This window comes from Lactobacillus sp. CBA3605, from assembly GCF_002970915.1.
Taxonomy (GTDB): domain Bacteria; phylum Bacillota; class Bacilli; order Lactobacillales; family Lactobacillaceae; genus Lactiplantibacillus.
On record NZ_CP027190.1, the window covers coordinates 456,689 to 481,205 of the forward strand.

General features: G+C 43.4%; 23 protein-coding genes, 21 tRNA genes and 2 rRNA genes. 7 read left to right on the forward strand and 39 right to left on the reverse strand.

Going from position 1 to position 24,517, the window contains the following annotated elements; all coding sequences use genetic code 11:
- Positions 1 to 165: 165 nt before the first annotated feature.
- The 4 genes from C5Z25_RS02250 to C5Z25_RS02260 form a co-directional block, all read right to left on the reverse strand.
- Positions 166 to 2,496 (reverse strand): DNA translocase FtsK, encoded by a 2,331-nt coding sequence (locus C5Z25_RS02250; protein ID WP_105451161.1) that lies wholly within the window; start codon positions 2,494 to 2,496, stop codon positions 166 to 168.
- A gap of 205 nt (positions 2,497 to 2,701) precedes the next feature.
- A complete protein-coding gene (locus C5Z25_RS02255) occupies positions 2,702 to 3,841 on the reverse strand; it encodes an RNA-guided endonuclease TnpB family protein (RefSeq protein WP_105451162.1) in 1,140 nt (379 codons plus the stop codon).
- 15 nt (positions 3,842 to 3,856) lie between these two features.
- Positions 3,857 to 3,931, reverse strand: a complete 75-nt coding sequence (locus tag C5Z25_RS12610) for a hypothetical protein (RefSeq protein WP_234002793.1) — start codon at positions 3,929 to 3,931, stop codon at positions 3,857 to 3,859.
- 319 nt (positions 3,932 to 4,250) lie between these two features.
- A complete protein-coding gene (locus C5Z25_RS02260) occupies positions 4,251 to 4,763 on the reverse strand; it encodes a tRNA (cytidine(34)-2'-O)-methyltransferase (protein WP_105451163.1) in 513 nt (170 codons plus the stop codon).
- Between the two features lie 154 nt (positions 4,764 to 4,917).
- Between C5Z25_RS02260 and C5Z25_RS02265 the strand changes: the two genes are divergently transcribed.
- Positions 4,918 to 5,565 carry an NAD(P)-dependent oxidoreductase gene (locus C5Z25_RS02265; RefSeq protein ID WP_105451164.1) on the forward strand — a complete coding sequence of 216 codons (648 nt, stop codon included), beginning with the start codon at positions 4,918 to 4,920 and terminating at the stop codon, positions 5,563 to 5,565.
- A gap of 142 nt (positions 5,566 to 5,707) precedes the next feature.
- Entirely contained in the window at positions 5,708 to 7,051 is a 1,344-nt protein-coding gene (gene brnQ, locus C5Z25_RS02270) for a branched-chain amino acid transport system II carrier protein (protein ID WP_105451165.1), read from the forward strand.
- 267 nt (positions 7,052 to 7,318) lie between these two features.
- Here brnQ and C5Z25_RS02280 read toward each other — a convergent pair whose 3' ends face one another.
- Entirely contained in the window at positions 7,319 to 8,170 is an 852-nt protein-coding gene (locus tag C5Z25_RS02280) for a methyltransferase domain-containing protein (RefSeq protein WP_105451166.1), read from the reverse strand.
- Positions 8,171 to 8,362: 192 nt separating this feature from the next.
- On the opposite strand from C5Z25_RS02280, the gene rpsN reads away from it, so the two are divergent.
- Positions 8,363 to 8,632 carry a 30S ribosomal protein S14 gene (gene rpsN / locus C5Z25_RS02285; protein ID WP_105448667.1) on the forward strand — a complete coding sequence of 90 codons (270 nt, stop codon included), beginning with the start codon at positions 8,363 to 8,365 and terminating at the stop codon, positions 8,630 to 8,632.
- Between the two features lie 127 nt (positions 8,633 to 8,759).
- Here the strand turns inward: rpsN and C5Z25_RS02290 are convergent, their stop codons facing one another.
- The 3 genes from C5Z25_RS02290 to C5Z25_RS02300 form a co-directional block, all read right to left on the reverse strand.
- On the reverse strand, positions 8,760 to 9,308 hold the full coding sequence (locus tag C5Z25_RS02290) for a hypothetical protein (RefSeq protein ID WP_105451167.1): 549 nt from the start codon (positions 9,306 to 9,308) through the stop codon (positions 8,760 to 8,762).
- A gap of 108 nt (positions 9,309 to 9,416) precedes the next feature.
- The gene (locus C5Z25_RS02295; RefSeq protein WP_105451168.1) at positions 9,417 to 10,544 is read right to left on the reverse strand and encodes an AI-2E family transporter; all 1,128 of its coding nucleotides are present in this window, start codon (positions 10,542 to 10,544) and stop codon (positions 9,417 to 9,419) included.
- A gap of 19 nt (positions 10,545 to 10,563) precedes the next feature.
- Complete coding sequence (locus C5Z25_RS02300) at positions 10,564 to 10,923, reverse strand: PTS glucitol/sorbitol transporter subunit IIA (protein ID WP_105451169.1); 360 nt, start codon at positions 10,921 to 10,923, stop codon at positions 10,564 to 10,566.
- A gap of 134 nt (positions 10,924 to 11,057) precedes the next feature.
- On the opposite strand from C5Z25_RS02300, the gene C5Z25_RS02305 reads away from it, so the two are divergent.
- Together C5Z25_RS02305 and C5Z25_RS02310 are read left to right on the forward strand one after the other, a co-directional pair.
- Positions 11,058 to 12,083: a lactonase family protein gene (locus C5Z25_RS02305; RefSeq protein ID WP_105451170.1), complete on the forward strand. Its 1,026-nt coding sequence runs from the start codon at positions 11,058 to 11,060 to the stop codon at positions 12,081 to 12,083.
- A 16-nt stretch (positions 12,084 to 12,099) separates the two neighbouring features.
- Positions 12,100 to 12,738 carry a copper homeostasis protein CutC gene (locus tag C5Z25_RS02310; RefSeq protein WP_105451171.1) on the forward strand — a complete coding sequence of 213 codons (639 nt, stop codon included), beginning with the start codon at positions 12,100 to 12,102 and terminating at the stop codon, positions 12,736 to 12,738.
- 47 nt (positions 12,739 to 12,785) lie between these two features.
- Here the strand turns inward: C5Z25_RS02310 and C5Z25_RS02315 are convergent, their stop codons facing one another.
- Genes C5Z25_RS02315 through yjbM form a run of 3 tightly spaced genes read right to left on the reverse strand, consistent with a single transcriptional unit; the run spans position 12,786 to position 15,136 of the window.
- A complete protein-coding gene (locus C5Z25_RS02315) occupies positions 12,786 to 13,673 on the reverse strand; it encodes an RluA family pseudouridine synthase (RefSeq protein ID WP_105451172.1) in 888 nt (295 codons plus the stop codon).
- Positions 13,670 to 14,473, reverse strand: coding sequence for an NAD kinase (locus C5Z25_RS02320; protein ID WP_105451173.1), 804 nt, complete (start codon positions 14,471 to 14,473; stop codon positions 13,670 to 13,672). Before C5Z25_RS02320 ends, C5Z25_RS02315 begins: the two co-directional genes overlap by 4 nt.
- A gap of 3 nt (positions 14,474 to 14,476) precedes the next feature.
- Positions 14,477 to 15,136, reverse strand: coding sequence for a GTP diphosphokinase (gene yjbM / locus C5Z25_RS02325; protein WP_105451174.1), 660 nt, complete (start codon positions 15,134 to 15,136; stop codon positions 14,477 to 14,479).
- A gap of 299 nt (positions 15,137 to 15,435) precedes the next feature.
- Between yjbM and C5Z25_RS02330 the strand changes: the two genes are divergently transcribed.
- Positions 15,436 to 16,068 carry a DsbA family protein gene (locus tag C5Z25_RS02330; RefSeq protein ID WP_105451175.1) on the forward strand — a complete coding sequence of 211 codons (633 nt, stop codon included), beginning with the start codon at positions 15,436 to 15,438 and terminating at the stop codon, positions 16,066 to 16,068.
- A gap of 76 nt (positions 16,069 to 16,144) precedes the next feature.
- Here the strand turns inward: C5Z25_RS02330 and pepF are convergent, their stop codons facing one another.
- The 5 genes from pepF to C5Z25_RS02355 form a co-directional block, all read right to left on the reverse strand.
- Positions 16,145 to 17,953, reverse strand: a complete 1,809-nt coding sequence (gene pepF / locus C5Z25_RS02335; protein ID WP_105451176.1) for an oligoendopeptidase F — start codon at positions 17,951 to 17,953, stop codon at positions 16,145 to 16,147.
- A gap of 78 nt (positions 17,954 to 18,031) precedes the next feature.
- The gene (locus C5Z25_RS02340) at positions 18,032 to 19,117 is read right to left on the reverse strand and encodes a competence protein CoiA (protein ID WP_105451177.1); all 1,086 of its coding nucleotides are present in this window, start codon (positions 19,115 to 19,117) and stop codon (positions 18,032 to 18,034) included.
- 92 nt (positions 19,118 to 19,209) lie between these two features.
- Positions 19,210 to 19,941 carry an adaptor protein MecA gene (locus tag C5Z25_RS02345; protein WP_105451178.1) on the reverse strand — a complete coding sequence of 244 codons (732 nt, stop codon included), beginning with the start codon at positions 19,939 to 19,941 and terminating at the stop codon, positions 19,210 to 19,212.
- A 138-nt stretch (positions 19,942 to 20,079) separates the two neighbouring features.
- The gene (gene spxA, locus C5Z25_RS02350) at positions 20,080 to 20,478 is read right to left on the reverse strand and encodes a transcriptional regulator SpxA (RefSeq protein ID WP_105451179.1); all 399 of its coding nucleotides are present in this window, start codon (positions 20,476 to 20,478) and stop codon (positions 20,080 to 20,082) included.
- Positions 20,479 to 20,771: 293 nt separating this feature from the next.
- The gene (locus C5Z25_RS02355; RefSeq protein ID WP_105451180.1) at positions 20,772 to 21,515 is read right to left on the reverse strand and encodes an MBL fold metallo-hydrolase; all 744 of its coding nucleotides are present in this window, start codon (positions 21,513 to 21,515) and stop codon (positions 20,772 to 20,774) included.
- A 130-nt stretch (positions 21,516 to 21,645) separates the two neighbouring features.
- Between C5Z25_RS02355 and C5Z25_RS02360 the strand changes: the two genes are divergently transcribed.
- Positions 21,646 to 22,146, forward strand: a complete 501-nt coding sequence (locus C5Z25_RS02360) for a hypothetical protein (protein WP_105451181.1) — start codon at positions 21,646 to 21,648, stop codon at positions 22,144 to 22,146.
- Between the two features lie 121 nt (positions 22,147 to 22,267).
- Here C5Z25_RS02360 and C5Z25_RS02365 read toward each other — a convergent pair.
- The 23 genes from C5Z25_RS02365 to rrf (C5Z25_RS02475) all read right to left on the reverse strand — a co-directional run bounded on the left by C5Z25_RS02365 (position 22,268) and on the right by rrf (C5Z25_RS02475) (position 24,482).
- Positions 22,268 to 22,341 (reverse strand) — tRNA-Asp (locus tag C5Z25_RS02365).
- 2 nt (positions 22,342 to 22,343) lie between these two features.
- A tRNA-Met gene (locus C5Z25_RS02370) sits at positions 22,344 to 22,417 on the reverse strand.
- Positions 22,418 to 22,430: 13 nt separating this feature from the next.
- Positions 22,431 to 22,503: transfer RNA gene (locus C5Z25_RS02375), tRNA-Glu, on the reverse strand.
- A 20-nt stretch (positions 22,504 to 22,523) separates the two neighbouring features.
- Positions 22,524 to 22,611, reverse strand: a tRNA-Ser gene (locus C5Z25_RS02380).
- A gap of 2 nt (positions 22,612 to 22,613) precedes the next feature.
- A tRNA-Ile gene (locus tag C5Z25_RS02385) sits at positions 22,614 to 22,687 on the reverse strand.
- A gap of 8 nt (positions 22,688 to 22,695) precedes the next feature.
- Positions 22,696 to 22,766 (reverse strand) — tRNA-Gly (locus C5Z25_RS02390).
- Positions 22,767 to 22,780: 14 nt separating this feature from the next.
- Positions 22,781 to 22,853: transfer RNA gene (locus C5Z25_RS02395), tRNA-Phe, on the reverse strand.
- Positions 22,854 to 22,886: 33 nt separating this feature from the next.
- Positions 22,887 to 22,960 (reverse strand) — tRNA-Asp (locus tag C5Z25_RS02400).
- A 2-nt stretch (positions 22,961 to 22,962) separates the two neighbouring features.
- Positions 22,963 to 23,036, reverse strand: a tRNA-Met gene (locus C5Z25_RS02405).
- An 8-nt stretch (positions 23,037 to 23,044) separates the two neighbouring features.
- Positions 23,045 to 23,134, reverse strand: a tRNA-Ser gene (locus C5Z25_RS02410).
- A gap of 43 nt (positions 23,135 to 23,177) precedes the next feature.
- A tRNA-Ile gene (locus C5Z25_RS02415) sits at positions 23,178 to 23,251 on the reverse strand.
- A gap of 15 nt (positions 23,252 to 23,266) precedes the next feature.
- Positions 23,267 to 23,340: transfer RNA gene (locus tag C5Z25_RS02420), tRNA-Met, on the reverse strand.
- Positions 23,341 to 23,372: 32 nt separating this feature from the next.
- A tRNA-Pro gene (locus C5Z25_RS02425) sits at positions 23,373 to 23,446 on the reverse strand.
- A 5-nt stretch (positions 23,447 to 23,451) separates the two neighbouring features.
- Positions 23,452 to 23,525: transfer RNA gene (locus tag C5Z25_RS02430), tRNA-Arg, on the reverse strand.
- A 10-nt stretch (positions 23,526 to 23,535) separates the two neighbouring features.
- A tRNA-Leu gene (locus C5Z25_RS02435) sits at positions 23,536 to 23,621 on the reverse strand.
- A 14-nt stretch (positions 23,622 to 23,635) separates the two neighbouring features.
- Positions 23,636 to 23,707: transfer RNA gene (locus C5Z25_RS02440), tRNA-Gly, on the reverse strand.
- Positions 23,708 to 23,723: 16 nt separating this feature from the next.
- Positions 23,724 to 23,796 (reverse strand) — tRNA-Thr (locus tag C5Z25_RS02445).
- A 95-nt stretch (positions 23,797 to 23,891) separates the two neighbouring features.
- Positions 23,892 to 23,964 (reverse strand) — tRNA-Lys (locus tag C5Z25_RS02450).
- A gap of 3 nt (positions 23,965 to 23,967) precedes the next feature.
- Positions 23,968 to 24,040: transfer RNA gene (locus C5Z25_RS02455), tRNA-Val, on the reverse strand.
- Positions 24,041 to 24,046: 6 nt separating this feature from the next.
- Positions 24,047 to 24,163: ribosomal RNA gene (gene rrf, locus C5Z25_RS02460) — 5S ribosomal RNA — on the reverse strand.
- A 47-nt stretch (positions 24,164 to 24,210) separates the two neighbouring features.
- Positions 24,211 to 24,283, reverse strand: a tRNA-Lys gene (locus C5Z25_RS02465).
- Positions 24,284 to 24,286: 3 nt separating this feature from the next.
- A tRNA-Val gene (locus C5Z25_RS02470) sits at positions 24,287 to 24,359 on the reverse strand.
- Between the two features lie 6 nt (positions 24,360 to 24,365).
- A 5S ribosomal RNA gene (gene rrf / locus C5Z25_RS02475) occupies positions 24,366 to 24,482 on the reverse strand.
- Positions 24,483 to 24,517: the final 35 nt, after the last annotated feature.

A 24,517-nucleotide genomic window follows, 5' to 3' on the forward strand; every position in this document is an offset into this window, starting at 1 on the left:
CAACATCCTCATCATATGGCAAACGCTTTCATTAATTAAGAACGTTAATTTCACGACCATTTGAAAATATCGTATTTAATTGACCCCTGCCTACGAAAACACGTAAAAAAAGCCTGATGATGAGATAAGGAACACTCATCATCAGGCTATCGTCATCATATTATTTTATGGTTCATCAGAAGTTGGCGCCGAATCATCCGCTGGGGCTTGCCGATAAACCTGGCGCGCCTTACTACCTTCAGAAGGTCCTACCACGCCACGTTCTTCCATCTCATCAACAATTCGCGCCGCCCGATTATAACCAATTCTAAAACGTCGTTGCAGCATCGATACACTGGCCGACTGCTGTTCCGTCACTAATTCAACCGCATCGGCATAGTATGCATCTTCACCATCACGAGGATCACTCCCCTCACTTGGTTCATCATCTTTAACGAGCATACTTTCATCATAATCTGCACTTTGCTGTGCCTTGATATAATTAATAACTTCTTCAACATCATGATCCGAAACGTAGGCTCCTTGGACCCGCAATGGTTTATTCATGCCCATTGGTTGATACAACATGTCCCCGCGACCCAATAGTTTTTCTGCCCCATTACTATCAATAATCGTCCGCGAATCCGTCCCACTTGAAACAGCAAATGCCATTCGTGATGGGACGTTCGCTTTAATAAGACCCGTAATAACGTCAACCGAGGGACGTTGCGTAGCTAGGATCATGTGAATACCTGCCGCTCGTGCCATCTGACCAAGCCGAATAATTGCATCTTCAACTTCACTAGACGTGACCATCATCAAATCAGCTAATTCATCCACAATCACGACAATATAAGGGAGTACGGGCCGATTTTTATCATCAGCCGCATTTTGTTGTCGAATATACTGATTATAGCCTTGCAGGTTACGTTGTTTGGAATCAGCAAACAACTCATACCGCCGTTCCATTTCAGCGACAACCTTATGCAACGCCCGTGCCGCTTTTTTCGGTTCCGTCACGACCGGGGTTAGTAAATGTGGAATCCCATTATAAATCCCCAACTCAACTTTTTTAGGGTCAATCAGCATGAACTTGACTTGGCTCGGTTTGGTAGTCATCAAGAGACCGGTAATCATGACATTGATTGCCACTGACTTCCCACTCCCGGTCGAGCCAGCAATTAACAAATGCGGCATTTTCGATAAATCTGCGGTAACTAAATTACCTGACACATCGCGTCCCAACGGTACCTCTAACGGTTTCGTTGGATGTGCTGGTTGAGCTTCGACAATATCGCGAAATGAGACTGTCGAAACCTGTTTGTTTGGAACTTCAATCCCAATCAGCGACTTTCCCGGAATCGGTGCTTCAATTCGCAAGTCTTTCGCTGCCAACGCTAATGCCAAGTCGTCAGCTAGGTTAACAACCTTGCTAACTTTAACCCCAACTGCGGGGTGTAGTTCATACTTAGTGACAGAAGGCCCTAAGCTAACGTTTTTCACTTCAACACTGACACCAAAACTAGCCAAAGTCTCTTTTAATTTTTTCGAATTGCTTTCAATTGTGGCATATTCAGCACTTTGATCAGTTTTCGGGATTTTCGTCAACAGCGCTGACGATGGTAACTGATAATTTGTCTCATCAACTGTCTCCAGTCCCTGTAAATCTGGCTCAACTGGTGCTGCCGTTTTAGCGATTGGTGCTTCTTGTTCACTAGCTACCACAATTTTCATTGGCTCAGTCGATGCCGCACTAGCTGGTGTAGTCACGACTGGTGCTGGTTTTGGGGCCACGGGTGGTTGCTTTTCAGCTGCAGCCGCTTGTTGGTTGGCCTTAACTTGGCGTTGTGCCCGCCAACGCGCAATCTGAATCCGACTATAATGCGCTATCGTTTCGTAAGCATCTTTTAGATGAGTACCGCTGATGATTAATGCCTTTCGAACCGCTATCATCGTCTGATGAAAAGGTAAATTAAAGGCAATAAAGACCCCGGCGACGATTAAAATAAGCGCGACTAACACCGTTCCTAAATTGGCCACTAATGGATATGTTACACTGTATCCTGCTGCACCAACTAGGCCGCCACCAAGGTGTACAGATACACCACCCTTAGCAAAATCATTCTTAATTAAGTGCCATGTAATCGACCAAAAATCAGTATGTCGATTAAGCTGATTAAACATGGGGATTTCTAATAAGAGTAAATAGCTAAACCCGATTAAGTTCAGCCCAGTCCACCAACGCCAGCCAATTCGGGGCAATCGGCCAAAAATCGTTAAATAACCCATCAAGCCCAGTGTCAGAATTGCCAGCACCTGATAAGCATCCCCGGCAACTAACCGAAAACATTCTATAAAGAAGACACCAATTAGACCAAGCTTAAACAGCGCCAGTACGGTAATCAAACTGCCGACAAACCCAATAATATTGCCGGTCATTTGTCGCTGTACGGTCCGATTTGTTTTTTTAGTCCGGGCTGGCCGACGCTTTTTAGTTGTTTGTTGCTTTCGTGCCACGCTGTAATCGTCCTTCCATTTCTAAATTAATTCCATTGTACCAAACTTATGTTCTGAATAGTGCTATTTTTAATAACCATCTGTGAACTACTCGGTCATAAATGACTGAGCTTCTGAGAACACTGCTAACTTACACAATAGCGGCAAGCACTATGCCCAGCGGTTACAGCTATTTATCACGGCTCGTTCCGAGCCTAGTTAGTCTTTAAGCATTCAATATGTTTTTGGCGGCGTTAATATCCCGATCATGGTTAACACCACACTTTGGACATGTCCATTGCCGGATAGATAGTAGATGCTTACCATCATCGTAACCACAGTCAGCACAGATTTGACTAGTTTTTCGAGGGTTCACAGTGACCAACCGTTTACCATACCAAGCACATTTATATTCAAGCTGCGTGCGTAGTTCACGCCAAGCTTGATTGGCAATTGCGCGAGCGAGCTGATGATTGCTGAGAAGATTTTTGGTTTTCAAATCTTCGATTTTAATCACATCGTAGAGCGTTACTAGTTTCTTAGTGAGTTGATGTAAATAGTTATTCCGCTGGTTAGCGATCTTTTCGTTATATTTAGCAACCATGATACGTGCCTTGCGATGATTACTGAAATCGATTAATTCACGCGGTTCTAAGACTTGATTGTGTTTATCCCACGCAATTTCTTTCATGGCTTGTAACCGACGTCGGGCTAACCGTTTTTCCCAATAATGTTTCTTTCGCGATAAGGCTTTGTCAAAGCGAATAGTGGGATATTTGACACCATCACTGGTAATCATTAAATCCGCAACACCCATGTCAATCCCCACCGATTGCTTAGTTTTAGGCAGATTTTGTACGTCATTATCAACTAACAAAATAGCGTAATATTTGCCGGTAGCGGATAAACGGATTGTGACATTTTTAATCTTACCGGTGAGTTGTCGGCCAGACTTAAATGCAAGACGGCCTAATTTTGGTAATTTGATATAGTGTTGACTGATTTGACTAATATTATGATTGACTGAATTAGATCGATAACTCTGTTTGGGGAATTTACGCGATTTGAACTTCGGAAAACCAGTGTGCTCCTGAAATAACTTCTGAAAAGCATGATGCAAGTCACGGCTAACATGTAAAAGACTGGTTGATTCGGCTTGTTTAAGAAAAGGGTATTCCTGTTTGAGGCACTTAATCAGATAATTCATACCAAATTCATTGACGTAATCTCCACCGTTGTTATGACGCTCAATCTGCATGCTTAATAACTGGTTCCAAACGAAACGACAGCAGCCAAAATTGTTAATGATTTTTTTCTTTTGGTCAATTTGGGGATAGATCCTTGTTTTAATCGCCCATAGCGTCATTTAAAAGCACCTCTTTTATTCGTTGGTCACAGCTAGCTTTGGCGGTGCCCTAACCAATAAGTGGACATGGTCGTCTTGACCAATTTTCATCTGTTCAATACTAAATCCGTATTTTTAAACGATTTCTACCAATATTCTTTTCAAAGCAACCGCGATGTTTCTTTTTAACATGCGATTGCAGTATTTAGTACCCCCAATAACAGGGTAATTAAGATGATTGACCATACGTAAGCCTGCTAGTATCTTTTATAGATATAATTATTGTAGCTTAACCCTATGCACCACATATAAAATAAAAAACGATTCATCACGTCCTTAAAAGAACGTATTTCCTCGCCTAGTTTCAAAAAAACGTGCCCCAGCGTTCGCCAAGTGCGCCGCTAAGTCACGTCTAGTGCTAATCACTAGGTTACTTTAATTTATCATCCTCATAACGGTGCGACCGTTCCAGACTCAAAAAGTTTTGTTGCCGCAATGCTTCATAGATGACGATAGCTGCTGAATTAGATAAATTCAATGCCCGAATATGTGAATCATCTTGGGGAATCCGAATCGCTTTTTCTGGATATTGGCGCATAAAGGGTTCGGGTAGACCAGTCGTTTCCTTGCCAAACAAGAAATAATGATCTTTAGTCGTATCATGGTAATCAACATCCGTGTAATCATGGGTTGCAAATTTTGAGACAATGTATAACTGGTCCAAATCCGGAATACTAGCTAAAAAGGCCGGTAAATCAGCATGATAAGTAATATCTACACTATCCCAGTAATCTAATCCAGCACGTTTGAGGTGTTTATCATCAACTTTGAAGCCCAGTGGTTCAATTAAATGCAGGGCCGTATCCGTACCGGCACAAGTTCGAGCAATATTACCAGTGTTAGCTGGCATCAATGGTTCAAATAAGGCAATATGATTTGTCAAAATAATCTTCCTTTTAATTATAATCTTAATCATTATCATACCATGACTAACAGGGCAACACCTAGTGTTTCTATCGTAAAAACTGATTATTCGCTAACCTACCGAACTTTCTCTATACTGAACTTGTGACTTAAATAAAGGAGGAATTCAAATAATGAAAATTATGATTATCGGCGCCACCGGTATGACCGGAAGTGCCTTAGTTACAACCGCCCTTGACCGTGGCCATCAAGTTTTGGCCGTGGCCCGTTCCGCTGAAAAGTTAGCCGCCCTACCGGCACATGCTAACTTAACGACACAAGTTAAAGATGCCTTTAGCCTAACTAAGGCCGACCTCTCAGCAGTTGATATCGTCGTTGATGCCATGGCAAGCGCCCCCGACCATGCATACTTACACGTGGACTTAGCCACTAAACTGGTTGCCACTTTACGGCAAACGACGGCACCACGCTTAGTCTTTATTTTAGGTGCCGGAAGCTTAACAACTGGCGATGACCATCATTTAGTTGTTCGTGATATTGAAAGTGACCCTGCTAATGATGCCTTTGTTGCAATTCCTAAAAATCAGTTGAGCGAACTTACCTTCTTACGGACAGTCACCAACGTGAGCTGGGTCGGGATTTCACCAGCCGCTGACTTTCATGATGGCCCGGCAACTCCAGCTATCATTGGGACCGACACGTTACTCGTTAACGCGCAAGGTCAATCAGTCACAACAAGTGGGACCATGGCTGTTGCAGTCTTAGATGAAATTGAACACCCACAACACCATCAAACTCGTTTTACAGTTGCTAATCAGTAAACATTATTCGCAGAACTTAACCCCGCTTCATTCGGGACTAAGTTCTTTTTTTATGTGCCTAAATTAGCCGGCTTTAATCTTTTCTTCACGGAAACATGCTAAGCTAAATCTTATTCAATTCTGTCATGAAAGTAGTGATTCCATGCAAAACCGTTTAACCGGTCGTCAATTGCTCTTTATTAGTACCATGTTATTTGGCTTATTTTTTGGCGCTGGTAATTTAATTTTTCCAATTTATCTTGGGCAACAGGCCGGCCAACATGTCGGGCCAGCGATTATCGGTCTTCTAATTACAGGTATTGGCTTACCATTGTTGGGCGTAATTGGGATTGGACTAACGCGCAGTGCCGGCGTTTTTGCACTCGCAACAAAGGTAAGTCGGCCTTACGCCTATATTTTTACAATCCTGTTGTACTTCACTTTAGGTCCACTATTTGCAATGCCGCGGTTAGCGACCACGGCCTTTCAGATCGGATTAGTGCCGTTTTTAACCAAATCGCAGCAATCTTGGGCCTTACTAGCCTTTTCCTTAGGCTTCTTCGGCGTTACTTGGGGGTTAGCGCGCAATCCAGGCCAAATCATGACTTATATTGGCAAATGGTTAACACCAATTTTTTTGCTTTTATTAGGTAGTCTGATGTTAGTCGCCCTCGTTAAACCGTTGGGCAATTTCAACGTCGTAGCCCAAGGCGCTTACGTTACCCATCCCATTTTAACCGGATTCACTGAAGGCTATAATACCATGGATGCCTTGGCGGCTTTAGCCTTTGGTATTATCGTGGTTGATGCGATTCGTGGATTGGGCGTCACCGAACCAAAACAAATTGCCACTGACACTATCAAAGCTGGTCTAATCAGTATGGCACTCATGGCCTTGATCTATACTTTATTAGCCGTGATTGGGACAATGAGTTTAGGGCGCTTTAGTCCCGCAAGTAACGGTGGGATTACCTTGGCACAGATTGCGCATGCCTACTTCGGTCGCTTTGGGAATGCGCTCTTAGCTTTGATTGTCATCACCGCATGTCTCAAAACGGCCGTCGGATTGACTGCGGCTTTTGGTGACACATTACACACCATGTTTCCTAAAGTTTCCTACATTTTTTTAATTAGTGGGGCTTGTTTAATTCCAGCTATTTTAGCTAATATCGGTCTCACGCAATTAATTACGTACTCAACGCCCATTTTAATGAGCCTGTATCCACTCGCAATTGTCCTTATTTCATTGGCTGTGCTCTCACCATGGCTGGGCACGTCTCGCTGGTTATTTGCGATGACCACCGCTTGGACGTTAATTCCCGCATTGCTAGCAGGCTTAGTCGCCTTACCACAATCCTTGCGCCAAGCCCATTGGCTACGTGTCCTGGTGCATTTAAATGCCTCCTTACCATTGGCAGAACTCGGTCTTGGCTGGACTGTTCCAGCTCTAATTGGCTTAATTCTGGGTCTGGGTGGTCGTTATTGGCAGCGCCGGCAAACTGTTTAAATTGGCCATTTCAGCTATCTTTCAAGCCTAAAAAGGCATCAGAGTTTATCCCTGATGCCTTTTTTTGATATTAAATTTGTTAATCTACGATAAATACAAGCTAATAAAAAAACGTAGTATTTCGGTGTGGGCACGGCGAAACGCTACGTTAATGAAGTACAACTCGGTAGTCACCAACGATTTACACCGATGTTAGCTATCAAACGATTTCTCATGGGTTATCTTAACACCCGTTTTACAATCATGCAAGCATCCGTCGGGTTGCAACTACTTGGTCATCGTTAACAAACTAACATCGACCGTGATTTTGTCCAAACCAGTCGCGGTTGCCGCAGCTAAACTAGCCGCATTGGCCCCCCAATGTAAGGGTGTCATCACCAATAAGTCAGCAAAATCAACCGCCCCTAAATCAAATTCATAATGAATCCGTTGTTGGGTGGCATGGGGATAGTGTTGCTGGAACAAATCTAAGACCCGCTGATTATCATAATGATATTGACGGTCTGTTGGCTTGAATAATAAATGCCGTAATTCCACTAAATAGTCACTATTTGGAATAACCTTTAATAGTCGGCCACCCGGTACCAAGACCCGTTCAAATTCCTGATAAGCGGATGGTGAAAAGACATCCATGATTGCTGTAAAAGACTGGGCTGTAAAGGGGAGCTGGGCCAAATCAGCCACACAATAGTAAGCCGCCGTGGGTAACTGGGTTGCAAGATTTACCCCCGCCTTACTAATATCAAACCCAATTCCCACATCTTTTGGTTGTTGATGCAATTGCAACAAATCGGCTAATGGCGTCCCTTCCCCACTACCGATATCTAAAATCCGTTGTGGACTTGCCGGTAATTGGGCATTGATTGCTTCAACAATTGGCCGAAAAAAGCCAGCCTGTAGAATTCGTCGCCGCGCTGCTAACATCGCCGCATCATATTCACTTTGCACTTGATGCGTCAAAAAATACAACGTCCCTTTTTTGGAAAAATCAAGTTGATGGCCATTAACACAACCGACACTCTGTCCTTCAATCCGGTCATAAGGTTGGTCACAAACTAAACACCGAAACAAGCCCAGATTAGCTTGGACAAACTGAATACCGCGCGCCATTTTATTCACTATTTTCACACTCTCTAAATTGATTTAAATCAATCATACCATAGTCCTTCCACCGGATTGGAACAAAATAGTAGCTATTACGATTTAGCTATGATAGATTAAATATCGTTCTAAAAAAACACTAATTGTTGTTCCGAATGCTTTGCTAATGAATCGCATCTAAAATTCAATTGCAAAGGAGCATAAGTTAAAATGGCTAAAAAATCTAAAATTGCTAAAGAACGCCGCATCGAAGCCACAGTTGCCCGTTATGCCGACCGGCGCGCTGCCATGAAGGCTGCCGGCGATTACGCTGGGTTAGCAACCTTACCACGCAACGCTTCGCCTGTTCGTATTCATCGTCGGGATCACCTTGATGGTCGTCCCCACGCTTATTTACGAAAGTTTGGGATGTCCCGGTTGAACTTCCGACGCTTAGCACATGCCGGTCAAATTCCTGGTGTCAAGAAAGCCAGCTGGTAATTTCACCGACTAAAATCATAACCATCCCTAAAACGGGTGGTTATTTTTTGTGGTGGCTGATTTAGCTCTTAACTAAGCCCAGAAATAAAAACTGGCTAACTAAAAAGTTAACCAGTTTAATCCACCTTTAAAACGAGTTGATCTCATAAGCAAGCCAGCTCAGCCACAACATAAAGCCACACGTTTCAACTTGTAATAACCACAAATAAACTAATGTCGCTATTGATCGTGCCTGCGAATGACCATGAAAGCTAGGAATGTTCTGCGATAATAACAACTGATGCTGCCGATAAAGTTGTCGCAATTGACGTAGCGTATGCGCCATACTATAAATCGATCCACTGCCTAGTCCAAAGGTCACTACTGCCAAGGCTGCAAACGCCCCCCATAATGGTAACTTCGTCAATAATAGCAGTAAGCCACCTAAACTCACCACTAAGTTCACATAAAAGATAATCAGCGCATACCGATAACGTTGTTGATAGCGATGCACGAGTGGCTGTTCCCGATTAAACAACAGCTGCCGGTGATAAGTTGCCGTTAACAAATCCAATTCCTCAGTGCTCACTAACGTACCATTCACAATCGCTTCACTATATTTACTTAACTTCAGCCTATTGATAAAAGCCAAAACTGACGTCACAACGACGCAACCCATCCAAATTAATTCTGCCATTTTTTGCCTCAATTGATTGACTTAACTAACATTCTTGCCGCCGTTCAGTGCCACTCTCAGTAACAAGATTCTAGCTGCGAGTCATACTAAGCCCGCACCCATATTGACTCAATCATCCGCTTCGTACAGTCCCGATTGGTGCCGATACCACGTAAATAAATGGGTAATCAACACTTTCAAGATAGCGTACCCGGGAATCCCAAAGATTACACCCAATAACCCAAAGATTTTCCCTGCGGCTAATAACACAATCAATATGGTCACCGGATGAATCGCCAAGCTACTGCCTAAAACTAACGGTGAAATCACGCGGCCTTCAATCGTTTGCTCGATTGCAAAGACGATTAACACCTTAACTAACATCCACGGTGAAATGACCATCGCAATCACAACCGACGGAACCATTGCTAGAAACGATCCCAGATATGGAATTAAGTTCAAAATTCCCGCCGCAATCCCTAATGTTAAAGCGAATTTTAGGCCAATCACCCAATACCCAATCGCAAACATCACTGCGACAAAGAAAGCAACGGTTAATTGACCACGGATGTAGTTACTAACTTGCGTATTAATTTCGGTCAGCATTTGTAAGAAGCTGGTTCGGCCCTTGTCAGGGATGAACTTCACTAAATACTTCGGCAATTGATGCCCGTCTTTTAACAGGTAGAATAAAATAAATGGCATCGTAATTAGCCCGATAATAACCGTCGTTACAGTGCTCACCACACTCGTAATCGAGGAGACCGTCCCAGTTAAATATTTAGTGACCTTACCATTTAATAACTTACTCGTATCCGTATTCCATTGATCGACTTGATCACGTAACGCTGATAATTTTGGATCATTTAACCAGTGATTGACCTCGCTACTAGCATTTTGCCAATATTTTGGCCATTCATTAATGATCGCCAAAGTCTGAGTGCGAATCGTCGGAATAATCGCAACAATCCCCCAAATAATCAGCCCTAAAATAATCACAAATAACGCAATAATCGTCCAAGTACGCCGAATGTGGTACTTCGTTTCCAACCGATCAACGAGCGGATTCATCAAGTAATACAACACCCCAGCTAACACAATCGGAAACCCAACAATGCTAAAGAACTGCTGCACCGGGGTCAATAGCCAATCAACTTGTTTTCCTAAAAAGAAACAGGCCAACACTAATAAAATAATAACCAGTGTGCGGATTGTTTTGGTACTCGTCCACCGCTTTCGGCTTGGTTGATCTTTCAAATTACCGCCCCCTTTTTAATTATGCGCGATACGTAATAACACTCCCAACTTTAATTGTGGGTAACGTCGTTGGTGCTAAGTAAACGCCGTTTTGCATCGGTTTAGTAGGAACCTCAGTAAAGTATAACGTAGCATGCCCAATACTTGCGAGGCTCGTATTCACCAGTTCACCCACATAAGCAACCGTAAACTTTTGATCATCAATTTGCACTGTACTGCCAATCTGTAATGCCAAGTCGGTCACTGGCTGTGCAAACTTTTGAATGATCGCAATCTGTTGTAAAGCGGCAGTGGCCGTTTCATTAAATAAGATTAAAATTGGTTCCGCTGGTGAAATGGCTTGTTGTCCAATTGATTGTACCGTTGCTGTCGTTGCCATAGTTACAAAACCCCATTCTTTATATTAGATGTCTTAATTGTAGCATAGCCTAAATGTTTCACGCCAATTTGTCATCGCTTACAAGCCGTTAACTTATGCTATACTAAAACTAATTATTGAGGAGGCTTTTTTGCATGCAAGAAAAAATTCTATTTGGAACTTATACGAAAAAAACGAGTCAGGGGATTTATCAAGGCACCCTGGACACCACGGCAAAAACATTAACTAATGATGGCCTCTTAGCCAAAACCGCTAACCCAACTTACTTAGCTTTATCTGCTAAAAATCGGTTATACAGCGTGGCTAAAGACGCTGATCAAGGTGGTGTTGCTGCTTGGCAATTAACTGACCAAGGCGCCACCCCTTTAAACAAAGTTGTGGCTCCCGGCACGCCGCCCGCTTACGTCGCAGTTGATGAAGCCCGCCAATTAGTCTACAGCGCCAATTATCATCAAGGCACCGCTAGCGTCATGACGATTGCTGAAAATGGTGACTTAACATTAGTTGACCAGCTGACCCATACCGGTAATGGCCCTCGGCCAGAACAAGATAGTGCGCATATTCACTACACCGACTTAACACCAGATAACCGCCTCGTTGCGATTGACCTTGGTAGTGATAAAGTTTACGTTTATAATGTAAGCGCCGCTGGTAAGTTAACTGCTCAATCAGTCTTAACATTAACGCCTGGTTTTGGCCCCCGCCACTTAGTCTTTACGCCAGATGGTACCCACGCGCTCTTAGCTGGCGAACTATCCAGCCAAGTAGCCAGTCTCGCCTATGACTCAGCTACCGGTAGCTTCATGCAACTAGGAACTGTCAAAACCATTCCTGAAGATTACACTGACCATAACGGTGCTGCCGCAATCCGCTTAAGCAACGATGGCCATTACCTCTACGTTTCCAATCGCGGTTATAACAGTTTAGCTGTTTTTGCAGTCGCAGCTGATGCTCACCTGACTCTGATTCAAGAAATCAGTACTGAAGGCGATTTTCCTCGCGATTTTGACTTAGATGCAACTGAAGCATTCGTCGTCGTTGTCAATCAGAACACTGATAATGCAACGCTGTACGAACGTGATCTAAGCTCTGGTAAACTCAGCTTATTGCAAAAAGACCTCACCGTTCCCGAAGGCGTTTGCGTTCTATTCGCAAAGTAAAGGATGATTAACTGATATGCTATTAAAAGAAGTCGCCCTTGAAAACTATACTAACCTGCCAGCAGCAATTGCTGCTGGCGCCCAACGGATTGAATTAAATGATAATTTAGCCGTCGGTGGCACGACTGTTAGCCGTGGCGTCATGGCTGAAGCCGCTAAGTACACTCAAGAACATGGCGTCACCTTAATTGCGATGATCCGACCACGAGGTGGTAACTTCGTTTATAATGATACCGAACTGAAAATCATGGAAGCCGATCTGCTACAAGCCCAGGCCTTAGGCGTCGATGGCGTGGCCTTAGGCGCATTAACTGCAGACGGCCAATTAGACACAGAAGCCATGGCCCTATTAATTGGCGCTGCTGGTGGCATGAATGTGACTTTCCACATGGCTTTTGATGCCTTAGCACCTGACCAACAGGCACCAGCCCTAGAGTGGTTAGTGGCCCATCAAGTGGACCGAATTTTAACTCATGGTGGTCCTTTGAGCACCCCTATTGAAGCCTGCTTACCAACGTTGCAAGCGACCTTGCAATTAGCCGCAGGACGGATTCAAATCTTACCTGGTGGTGGCATTACTGCCGCGAATGTCGATCAAATTACAACCACTTTAAATGTCCCCCAAGCACACGGGACAAAAATTATCGCCTATTAAAAAAATCGTTTAACGACAGCTTAGTAAAGTTGTCGTTAAACGATTTTTTAATTGGACTTAATTAAGTTAGCCAAATCTGCCGGTAACGGCGCAAAGGTTGTTAACGTCTGCTGAATAAAAGGATCCTCAAATTCTAACTGCATACAATGCAATGCCTGCCGTTGAATGAACGGCGACCAAGGTCCTTCGTACAATTCATCGCCAACTAACGGATGACCAGCTGCTGCAAAGTGAATCCGAATTTGATGCGTACGCCCAGTGTGTAAGCGAACCCGGACGACGGTCATCGTTGGGAGTCGTTTGACGACCCAGTATTCCGTTAATGAGGGCTTCCCGTCCGGTGTAATGGCACGCTTAATAAATGAACCCGGCGCGCGACCAATCGGTTGATCTAGCCAACCATGGTCAACTGGTAACGTTCCGCTAACAACTGCTAGATACATCTTGCGCATCGCGTGTGCTTTTAATTGGCGGTCAATGACCGAATGAGCAAAGTGGTGTTTAGCAAACAAGACAATCCCACTAGTATCCCGATCGAGACGCGTCGTAATGTGCACGACTTCATTGTCATAGCCATGTGCTTGATAATAGCCTTTAACCCGATTAGCTAAGGTGTTGTCCGGATACAAATGCGCTGGCACGGACGCCACCCCAGCAGGCTTATTCACAATCAAATAATCACGATCTTCATATAGGACCGTAATTGGTAGCGTTGAAACGCCTAGGTGGTCGTTGCCAACTTCACGTGGCGTCACCATTGTAACGGTCTCCCCACCCGTTAGCATATGAATTGCTAAAACAGGCTGCTCATTAACCAAAATGGCGCCCCCATGAAACTTCACCTTTTTTAGTAAGCTGCGGGTAACCCCATGTTGCGCCAAAATAGTCTTAACTTTAACCGGCGTCGTCATTTGATTGATCCACGTAAACCTCATTTTTCATCCAATCCGATGAAGGATGTGCCCACTCGACGCCAAAAGCGATTATGCCGATGCTGTGCAAAGGCAATCCGCCGATTTGCAATTGAATACCGAATTTGTTTAATTGGTCGTGGTTGCGTATCCATCTGATCCGCCGTAAAAATAAAATGCGACTGTTGTTGCGGCTTAATCGTAATTGTTTCATAGGGCGCCACAATTACTGGCGACCCTAACGTTCGAAACACACGATTATTGATTGAGGCGATTTCAGCCATCTGTAACGCATCCAAGCGTGGATGAATCACAGCGCCGCCAACTGACTTATTATAAGCTGTTGATCCAGTCGGCGTAGACACGCATAGGCCATCGCCTCGAAATCGTTCGAATAAGTCATCTTGGATAAAGACATCCGCTACCATCGTACTCCCAAGCTTCTTTAACGTTGACTCGTTCAACGCCAGATAATGATCTGTCTCCTCGGTATCCGCATACGTAATTTCAATTGATAACAACGGATACGTGACACTTTGACCATTGTCATCCAATAAGCCAGCAACCAATTGATCAATCTCGTAATCACGCCAGTCAGTATAGAAGCCCAAATGCCCCGTATGCACGCCGACAAAACGAACCTGATCAACCATGTTACTGTAGTGATGAAAGGCTGACAAGAGCGTGCCGTCGCCGCCGACCGTTAACACAACGTCTGGTGAAATATCATCAATTTCAAACCCTGCCGCGATTAATTTTGTATGTAGTTCTGCTGCCACTTTTTTGGTTTTTTGATTTGAGTTAGCAAATATCGTTACTTTCATGACTTATTGATCTTCCTTTGTCGGTGTGGGCGCTTCACTTGTCGGCGTCCCTTTGCCATATGAGAATAAGCTCTGTGCTTCTTGAATTTCTTCCCGAATTTCGGACATTTCTTTATCTAAACTAAAAGCTGCTTCCGCCGCCCGTTGTAACCGTTGGCTGAGACTTTCTGGAAAATCACCTTGATACTTATAATTCAAAGAATGTTCAATTGTCGCCCAAAAATTCATTGCCAAAGTGCGAACTTGAATTTCTGCTAAAATTTTCTTTTCGCCACCCACCATTTGGACCGGATATTCAATCACGATATGATAAGACCGATAACCAGATGGCTTTTCATTACTAATATAGTCGCGCTCTTCTAGAATTGTCATGTCCGTGCGCTTACGCAATAAATCCACCACTTGATAGATATCCTCGACAAACTGACACATGATTCGCAGACCAGCGATATCCTGCATATCTTGTTCTAATCGCTCTTCTTGAACCTTGCGCCGCACCACTTTTTCCTTGATACTGTCAATGGGCTTCACCCGTCCCGTCACAAATTCAATGGGTTCGTGTTGGTTTAAGTCCCGAAATTGTTTCCGCATTCCCCGTAACTTAACTTTTAACTCATCCACAGCTTGCTGATAAGGCAATAAAAAATGGTTCCAGTCTTCCATTGTGGCACCTCCGTTTAAAAACTATACCTATAAAATTCTACCATAATTTCGCAGAATAAAAAGCGCAGGCTTCCCAGTTTAATAAATGATTGCAACAACCTTACAAACCCATTAGTCAAGAGCAAATTACTTTACGAATCACTTAAATCGGTGCATGATAACAGTCGAAGGTTTATTTGAAGTTACGATTTAACTGAAATTAGTATAAAAATAATTATGAAATTTAAGACTTGCAAATACCATGGTTCATTTGGTATTCTGCACTATGACGCGAAAAGCGAAAATGGAGGAATTATGACGTGTTAGAAGTGTATTTATTTGTAAATCCATTGGCAACTCAATGTGTCCGTGATGAAAAAAATGTTTTGCGGTTAGCCAACGATTCGGATAAACAAATTCGATTTCAATTCATCCCCTTACTAAATATCAACGTGGTGCAAAAAGCGCTTAAAAGTCAGGGTATTCAAACCGCTGACTGGCAAGCTCAGAATCAGCAATCGCAGACATTGTACCGGGTCATCTTAGATTATAAAGCCGCCCTTTTTCAAGGTAAAAAACGCGGCCGTAACTTTTTAATCGCCCTTCAAGATGCCATGTTGAAAGCGGGACAACGTTATTCGGAAACCTTAGTACAGTCCGTTGCCGAACAATGCCAGATTGACCTTGATATGTTTATGGAGGATCGTAATGGCCGCTTAGCAAAGCAAGCCTTTCATGCCGACCAACGATTAGCTTCCGAGATGAATATTACCGAAGCTTCATCCGCAGTTGTTTTCGACTGTGATCAATATGATTATGGGGTTTTATTGGAACAATTTAACTACACAACCTTGTTTAATTTAGTTAACGGTCGTTTAGATCCATTTAACGACCTAGCCCATCAACAAGCGGGCTTTACTGATTTAGATGCAACGCAATTGCACGTGTTATAACCAACTTAGTTATTGCAATTATTAGCCATACTAAAAGGCCTAGAATGAGTTTCTAGGCCTTTTAGTATGGCTTTAATTAGGCTTTAATTAATTGTTCAAATTCAGTTAACCGTTGTTCAAAAACAGTAAAGGCAGCTGTTAAATAAGCTGACTGTGTCATATCTACGCCCGCATTTCGCATCACCTCAATTGGAAATTCGGAAGAGCCAGCCTTCAAATAGCTCAGATACGCTTTAACCGCTCCTGGTTCATTTGTGGAAATCTTTTGAGCCAGCGTTGACGCAGCAGCAAAACCAGTCGCATATTGATAAACATAATAATTATAATAGAAATGTGGAATTCGTGCCCACTCATCCGCAATTTGAGGATCGCTGACTACAGCATCGCCATAATAGTGCTGATTGAGCTTTAGATAGTGTGCTGAAAGTCGGTCAGCCGTTAACGCTTGACCCGCAGCTGCTTGTTCATGTAACCACTGCTCAAATTCAGCGAACTGCGTTTGTCGGAATAAAGTCCCCTTAAAACCATCCAAATAATAGTTAAGCACGTAAGCACGAACCTTAGGATCAGTTTCATGGGCTAACAGATAATTGGTCAGCAAATTTTCATTTGTCGTGGAAGCAATTTCAGCCACGAAAATCGCATAATCGCCATACTGATAAGGTTGTTGATGCGTCGTAAAATACGAATGCATACTATGACCCATTTCATGGACCAACGTATATAAATTATCGATATTATCTTGCCAATTCAATAAAATATAAGGCGCCGTATCATACATTCCCGACGAGTAGGCCCCACTCCGTTTACCTTGGTTCTCCACAACGTCAATCCAGCGTGAATTAAAGGCTGTTTTGACTGCTTTTAAATAATCAGGGCCGAGAACTTTTAACGCCTTTAAGATAGTCGCTTGGGCCTGTTCATAAGTATAGGTCAATTCTGGTTGCCCAGTTAATGGTGTATATAAATCATACATATGCAACTCATCAACGTTTAAAATTGATTTTCGGAGTGCGACATAGCGATGAAGTAAGTCTAAATGGTCATCGACCGTCGTAACTAACGTGTCATAAACCTGGGTTGGAATTTGATTCGCACTTAAAGCTGCCGTCCGGGCATCTGGATAGTGATGCGCTTGGGCCACAAAATTATGCACTTTCACTTGGCTAGCCAAAGTAGTGGCCAACGTCCGCCGAAATTGAGAATAAACTTGATATAATGCCGTAAAAGCTTCACGGCGAACAGCGGGGTTAACTGATTCCAGTAAGACGCCATAAACGCCCTGTGATAACTTAACGGGATTACCTTGTTCATCATTAACAACTGGGAATTCAAAATCTGCATTATTCAACACACCAAAAGTTTTTTCAGAAGCCGCAAAGATATCACTGGCCCCAGCTAAAAGCGATTCTTCAGCGGTTGATAAGACGTGCCCTTTTTGTAACCGCACGGTGTCTAATAAATGGCGATAATCACGTAAAGCGACATTATCATCCAAATACGTGTCCAATTGCGCCGGTGTCAACGTTAAAATTGCGGGTTCAAACCAAGCGGTCGCTGATGAAACTTGCGCCGTCAAGCTCCCCGCTTGATCATCTAATGCCTGATTTTGACTATTACCTGTATCTTGATCACTCTTTAAGCTCGCATAAACGGCGACTTTTTCTAACCGCCGATACAGGTCTAAAACACCTTGAATCCCTGCTAAAACAGTCGTTGCCGAATCTGTAAAATGTTCAGCTAAAGCTGAAACCGTTGGCAAAGCCACTTGAATTTGTTTAACATCCGCATCATAAGCGGCTTGATCTGCATAAATGGGCGTTAAGTCCCAGGTCAGTTGCGTCGGGACGGCTGACCGCGTCGGTAGGTGCTTCGTTGCTACCATATGTTAGTCCCTCCAATTAAATTGATATAATTTAGATTAACACAAAATTCTATCAGCACTGGCTTACTTGTCTCAATTTTAGTGGGACTGCCATTTAAGCTGAGTTGGATTTAAACGCCAGTCAGTCCCTTCTGATTCAATCACCTGTGCTTGCTTTAACTCATGCACAACGGCAATGATTAGCTGGCGGGATAAGCCATTTTTAGTAGGCAAACATGACCTTAAAGCCAATAAAGGCTGTAAGGTCTCCCAAATAACCGTAGTTAATTGAACCATACTAAGGACCATGGGCTGCCGACGTAATTGGATGAAAAGTTGCAAATACCAGACAAGATAGGCCGTCCGTAAGATTGGTGGTTTCGCACTTACGGGGACAACCCAAGCTGGCAGTTGACTCAGCGTTCCACCTTGAGCATAGCAAATTTTTTGTAACTTAATAGCTGATGCCTGATGTGCTAAGCGGCCTAGCGTTAAGCGCTGTTGATACATTTGATAACGTGCTGGAACTTGCATTGGCGCAACCAAGTCTGGTTGGTAAGCTAGCATGCCTAACACCGATGTCGTTTTAGCTAATACCAGCTGGCGTTGATATGTCAGTGGTTCTCCATCATACGTGGCTAAGTTCAAGACCAACAATAGGCCGTTAAGATTGACCTGCCAAAAAGCCAAGTAACAGCCCCATTGCTGATTATAGTGTAAGAACTTCAAAGCTTTGGCATTGATCCGTAACGCTCGTTGATAAGGTGACCCCAACAGCCATAAGACACGATAGCCATGATTGCGATAACCTTGTGTGCGTTCAGCTAAACGTTCAACTGACAATGGTGAACATTGAAATTCTAACGCAAGCGGTTGATGCTGACCTAATTGCACTAAGATATCCGGTCGTTGATGGATTGCTGGCAAGGGGGCTTCTAATTGAACCGTATAACCACTGGCCTTAAACCACGCCGCTAATTGTTGTTTCCCTTGTAAATGTTCAGCCGTCTCCCCTTCTGAAAAAGTGTGGCACTCCTGGACTGATTGATGGGCAAAATGGGCAACCATGACGGAGCCGTGCTTTAATCGCACAGGTGCCCGGCAACCCGGGCAACGATAGGTTGTCTGGCGTAGTGCATTGGCTGCCGCAATTAAGTGGTGCTGTTCATCATGAGCCATCAACATAGTCGTCACGCTCCCTTTACCCACCAACTCCGTAAATGCCGTTTATCCCCACTAAAAAAGCCGCCCCAAAATCGGTAGCGACTTTTTTAACACTATTTAAAGTAATGACGAACAGTTTCTAAAGCGGCATTCGACATAATCTTTTCACCATGTTCTAGTAAAACATCTGCCGTTACCTTAGTGGCGTTGGCGTATTCCAGCACAACGGCCACATCATCTTTAATGACACCACTAGAAGACTGGTCAACAAAGAAGACAAGTTCCAAATAGTACTTATCACGATATTTGAATAAATTTGACGCCAAACCTTCCGGCCGGAAAATATGTGCCAATGAAATCACATCTTCAAAATTATCAAACTGCAATACGAATTCTTTGGTTGGTGTATCAGGATCATCAATATACGGATCTAAATCATTCGTATCCTTAGTCTGATTGTGCTTGACCCCTTGTGGTTGATCATTATCATCAGTATCAGTTTGCATTAATTTACGCTTTAAATAATCTGAAACATCATCTTGCATCGCATGGTCATCTGATTGATCGGACGAATCGGTCGTCTTAGCAATCGTATCCTGCAAGCTCTCACTATTCTTGCTAATAAATAATTCTAACCCATTTCGATTAGGTAAAACTTGGAATGTTACCGCATCATTATCTTGAAATTGATGATCAACATCAACTTCTTCTAAGATACTATAAAAGAAACTTTCAATTTGCTTATGATTCCCCAGTAAATCCAGTACGCGAATACCGCGCTCATTGAGATCATCGTTGCCGATTAGAACTCGAATCGTATCTTCATTGATTCGTTCCATCTCCATTGCAGATCCACCCCTTTCTAAGTGTCAAGGGCCATAATCACTATCATAATTTTAACTTATTTTAGCGCATTGTAAAGTAATCTATCTGAAAATAAAAAAATTGACTAAATTAGTCACCCAATTAGCCAATTGTTTAAGTTATAAATTTGCGAGTTGTTGTGCTTTTAGTAAGGCTAACGTCCGAATTTTACGTGGTAAGAAGCGCCGAATTTCATCTTCATTATAGCCAACTTGTAGCCGTTTTTCATCTAACATAATCGGTCGACGCAATAAACTAGGATCCTGACTGATCAACTCATAAAGTTGATTTAAAGAAATATCATCAATGTCTACTTGCAATTTCTGAAAAGCCTTGGACCGTGTCGAAATAATCTCTTCCGTGCCATCCTCAGTCATTTGCAAAATACCTTTAATTTCTTCAATTGAGAGCGGATTGGAAAAAATATTGCGTTCAACAAAATCGATATCGTGCACCTTTAACCAAACTTTTGCTTTTCGACATGAGGTGCAACTTGGTGAAGTATATAAAGTAACCATTGAGTATCCTCCTTTTGCGTCGCCAACATCTATTCTTTGCTACAAATAATATTATACCTTTTTTTACTATAATTGTGAATACTTTTCCTAAAAATAATTTAATCTAATTTTTAAACATATTATACATATCTCTTTAATATGTTCTATATCGAGCTAATAAATACAAATCATCACTATTTCGTCGTTTATTTAATAGTGCACAATTTAGAAATGGCTTATTATGTTTATAAACATAAGACAATTAAAACAAATTAAAAAGCCAAATCTTCACGACTTGGCTTAGAATTATATAATTAATCTAATGCTAATTGTAAATATTTTTTTGCAACAACGACTGGAATTTCTGGTCCAGCAGTCGTCTGAGCTTCAGTTCGTAATTGCTCAACATCAACATCCTGTGGTAAATGTGTTAACAATAGCTGCTTAACGTGCGCTTGCTTGGCAACTGCACCTGATTGTGCCGTGGTCATATGCCACATTTTCCCTGTCTTATCAGCCGTAAAATTAGTATCCGTCATTAATAACTGAGATTCGGCTGCGAATTCAGCTAATTCTGGTATCCAAGCTGTATCCGCTGAGAAGGTCAATTGTTCACCAGTCTCCCGTTCAACTAATTTGACCGCAAAAGCTGGGACCGGATGCTTGGTCTTCATAAAAGTCACATCGAATGGACCAATCTGGTTAACCGCTGCTACGTCATATGCACGACCTTCAGTTGCACCGGCCCAAGTCAGTGCCCCAAAGTTCAAGGGGTCTTCAGTATGACCATAAATGGGCAGAATTGGCGTTTTACGCTTGCCTTGACGTAATTGCCAATAATATTGTAAAACACCGACATCGGCTGTATGGTCATGATGATAATGGGTTAATAAAACGGCATCTAGCTGCAAAGGATCGAGAATTTCCTCTAAAGCATTCAACGCGCCAGAACCACAGTCTAATAATAGTTGGTAATTTCCAGCCGTAACTAAATAAGCACTTGTCCCGACACCGTTATAGGGATAGCCACCATAATATCCTAATACTGTTAATTTCATTATTACCATTCCCTTCTGGCTCTATTCTAACTTAGATTTTAAGAAAATTGAAACCGTTCACCTAACATATTTTCAATTGTTTTAGAAAACACGTATAATAATAAGTGTAATAATTTAAGGAGTGATAATGATGAGTAAATCTATTTCAGCAACATTTGGTACCCGTAAAATTTTGACGATGATTCAACAAAAGCATGCGGACCGCGACTTACTACTCATGCAAGCCAACGCTACGGAAGATCGCTATATGCTACTTGATCTTTCTGGCGATAATACTGTTTTTGCCAGCCCCGTCGCTTATGATGTGCTACTTGCTAAAGGTAATGAAGATTGGCATGGCATGACTAGTTTTATTTTTGTCGATCTACCAATTGAAGAACAAAAAGTCTTCAATTCTAAATTTTCAGCTTTTCGGGCTGATTTCGAAAAGCCCAATGGCCTTAAGCACTTTTGGATTTTACGTGAAGCCAAAAACAATGCTGCTTTCGTGATTGTAACTAATTGGCATAGTGATTCTGAATATGCAGTTTGGTTACGGAGCGAGTCTTTCAAGCCCTTTGCTAAGTACCTTAGCTCGGATTACGATTACCACGAAAGTCGTTACGCCTTTGTTCGTTCATTAAAATCATAATTTCAAAATTTAACTTTAGCATCCAAACCAATGTTATCTTGCGGTTTGGATGCTTTTGGTTTGGCATAAAATAAAGACCACAAAAAAACTGATATTCTATAAGAATATCAGTTCAATAAGACGGTCCGTACGAGACTCGAACTCGTGATCTCCTGCGTGACAGGCAGGCGTCCTAACCAGCTAGACCAACGGACCAATTGCGGGAGCAGGGTTTGAACCTGCGACCTTCGGGTTATGAGCCCGACGAGCTACCAGACTGCTCCATCCCGCGATAATTTGTATAATGACCCCTACGGGATTCGAACCCATGTTACTGCCGTGAAAGGGCAGTGTCTTAAACCACTTGACCAAGGGGTCATGTTTATATATGGAACTAACGGAGAAGGAGGGATTCGAACCCTCGCACCGCTTGCGCGATCTATACCCTTAGCAGGGGCACCTCTTCAGCCACTTGAGTACTTCTCCAATGGGCCTAAATGGACTTGAACCATCGACCTCACGCTTATCAGGCGTGCGCTCTCACCAACTGAGCTATAGGCCCCTAATAAAAGCGGGTAACGAGAATCGGACTCGCGACTACAGCTTGGAAGGCTGTCGTTTTACCACTAAACTATACCCGCATCATTTAATGCTATGGCGCGGGACAGAATCGAACTGCCGACACATGGAGCTTCAATCCATTGCTCTACCGACTGAGCTACCGAGCCATTTTAGCCATAAAAAATATTTACTTAGTGTAACGGTCCGTACGAGACTCGAACTCGTGATCTCCTGCGTGACAGGCAGGCGTCCTAACCAGCTAGACCAACGGACCAATTGCGGGAGCAGGGTTTGAACCTGCGACCTTCGGGTTATGAGCCCGACGAGCTACCAGACTGCTCCATCCCGCGATAATAAAAGGAGGATGAGAGATTCGAACTCTCGCGTGGTTTGACCCACCTGACGGTTTTCAAGACCGTTCCCTTCAGCCAGACTTGGGTAATCCTCCATATAAAGTTGTAACTAGGAACTTGTCCACTATTGTTAGTAGATGGACCTTGTAGGACTCGAACCTACGACCGGACGGTTATGAGCCGTCTGCTCTAACCAACTGAGCTAAAGGTCCGAGCACTTATTCCTATCGCGGCAGGGGGGATCGAACCCTCGACCTCCCGGGTATGAACCGGACGCTCTAGCCAGCTGAGCTACACCGCGATTTTGATAAATAATCAATAATGACTATCTAATCGGGAAAACAGGATTCGAACCTGCGACCCCCTGGTCCCAAACCAGGTGCTCTACCAAGCTGAGCTATTTCCCGTTATATGCACCCAGTAGGAGTCGAACCTACAACCTTCTGATTCGTAGTCAGACACTCTATCCAATTGCGCTATGGGTGCTTCATAAAAGTGCCGAGGACCGGGATCGAACCGGTACGGTTATCACTAACCGCAGGATTTTAAGTCCTGTGCGTCTGCCAATTCCGCCACCCCGGCAACACTTATTGAAAAGCGGAAGACGGGATTCGAACCCGCGACCCCCACCATGGCAAGGTGATGTTCTACCACTGAACTACTTCCGCATAATTATTCAGTTAATGCCGACTAGAGGATTCGAACCTCCGACCCCCTGTTTACAAGACAGATGCTCTGCCAACTGAGCTAAGTCGGCATGACTTAACGATTACCACAACTATAACATCTTATCATGTTAGGTCATGTAAAGCAATAAAAACTTTTTAAAACTTAACTATTGAACCGTGCCAATGAGCCGTGACAGGCTCGAACTGTCGACCCTCTGATTAAAAGTCAGATGCTCTACCAACTGAGCTAACGGCTCAAATGGAGGATACAGGGCTCGAACCTGTGACCCTCTGCTTGTAAGGCAGACGCTCTCCCAACTGAGCTAATCCTCCAAATGTGCATGGCAACGTCCTACCCTCGCAGGGAGCGATCCCCCAACTACTCTCGGCGCTAAGAAGCTTAACTTCTGTGTTCGACATGGGAACAGGTGTATCCTTCCCGCCATCGCTACCACACTATTGGAACTAAATTTTCAAATGTTACATTTAACCTTGCGGTTAAATGAGCCGTGACAGGTTCGAACTGTCGACCCTCTGATTAAAAGTCAGATGCTCTACCGACTGAGCTAACGGCTCAAATGGAGGATACAGGGCTCGAACCTGTGACCCTCTGCTTGTAAGGCAGACGCTCTCCCAACTGAGCTAATCCTCCAAATGTGCATGGCAACGTCCTACCCTCGCAGAGAGCGATCCCCCAACTACTCTCGGCGCTAAGAAGCTTAACTTCTGTGTTCGACATGGGAACAGGTGTATCCTTCTTGCCATCGTCGCCACACTATTGAGAAACTTGTGCTCTCAAAACTAGCTAAT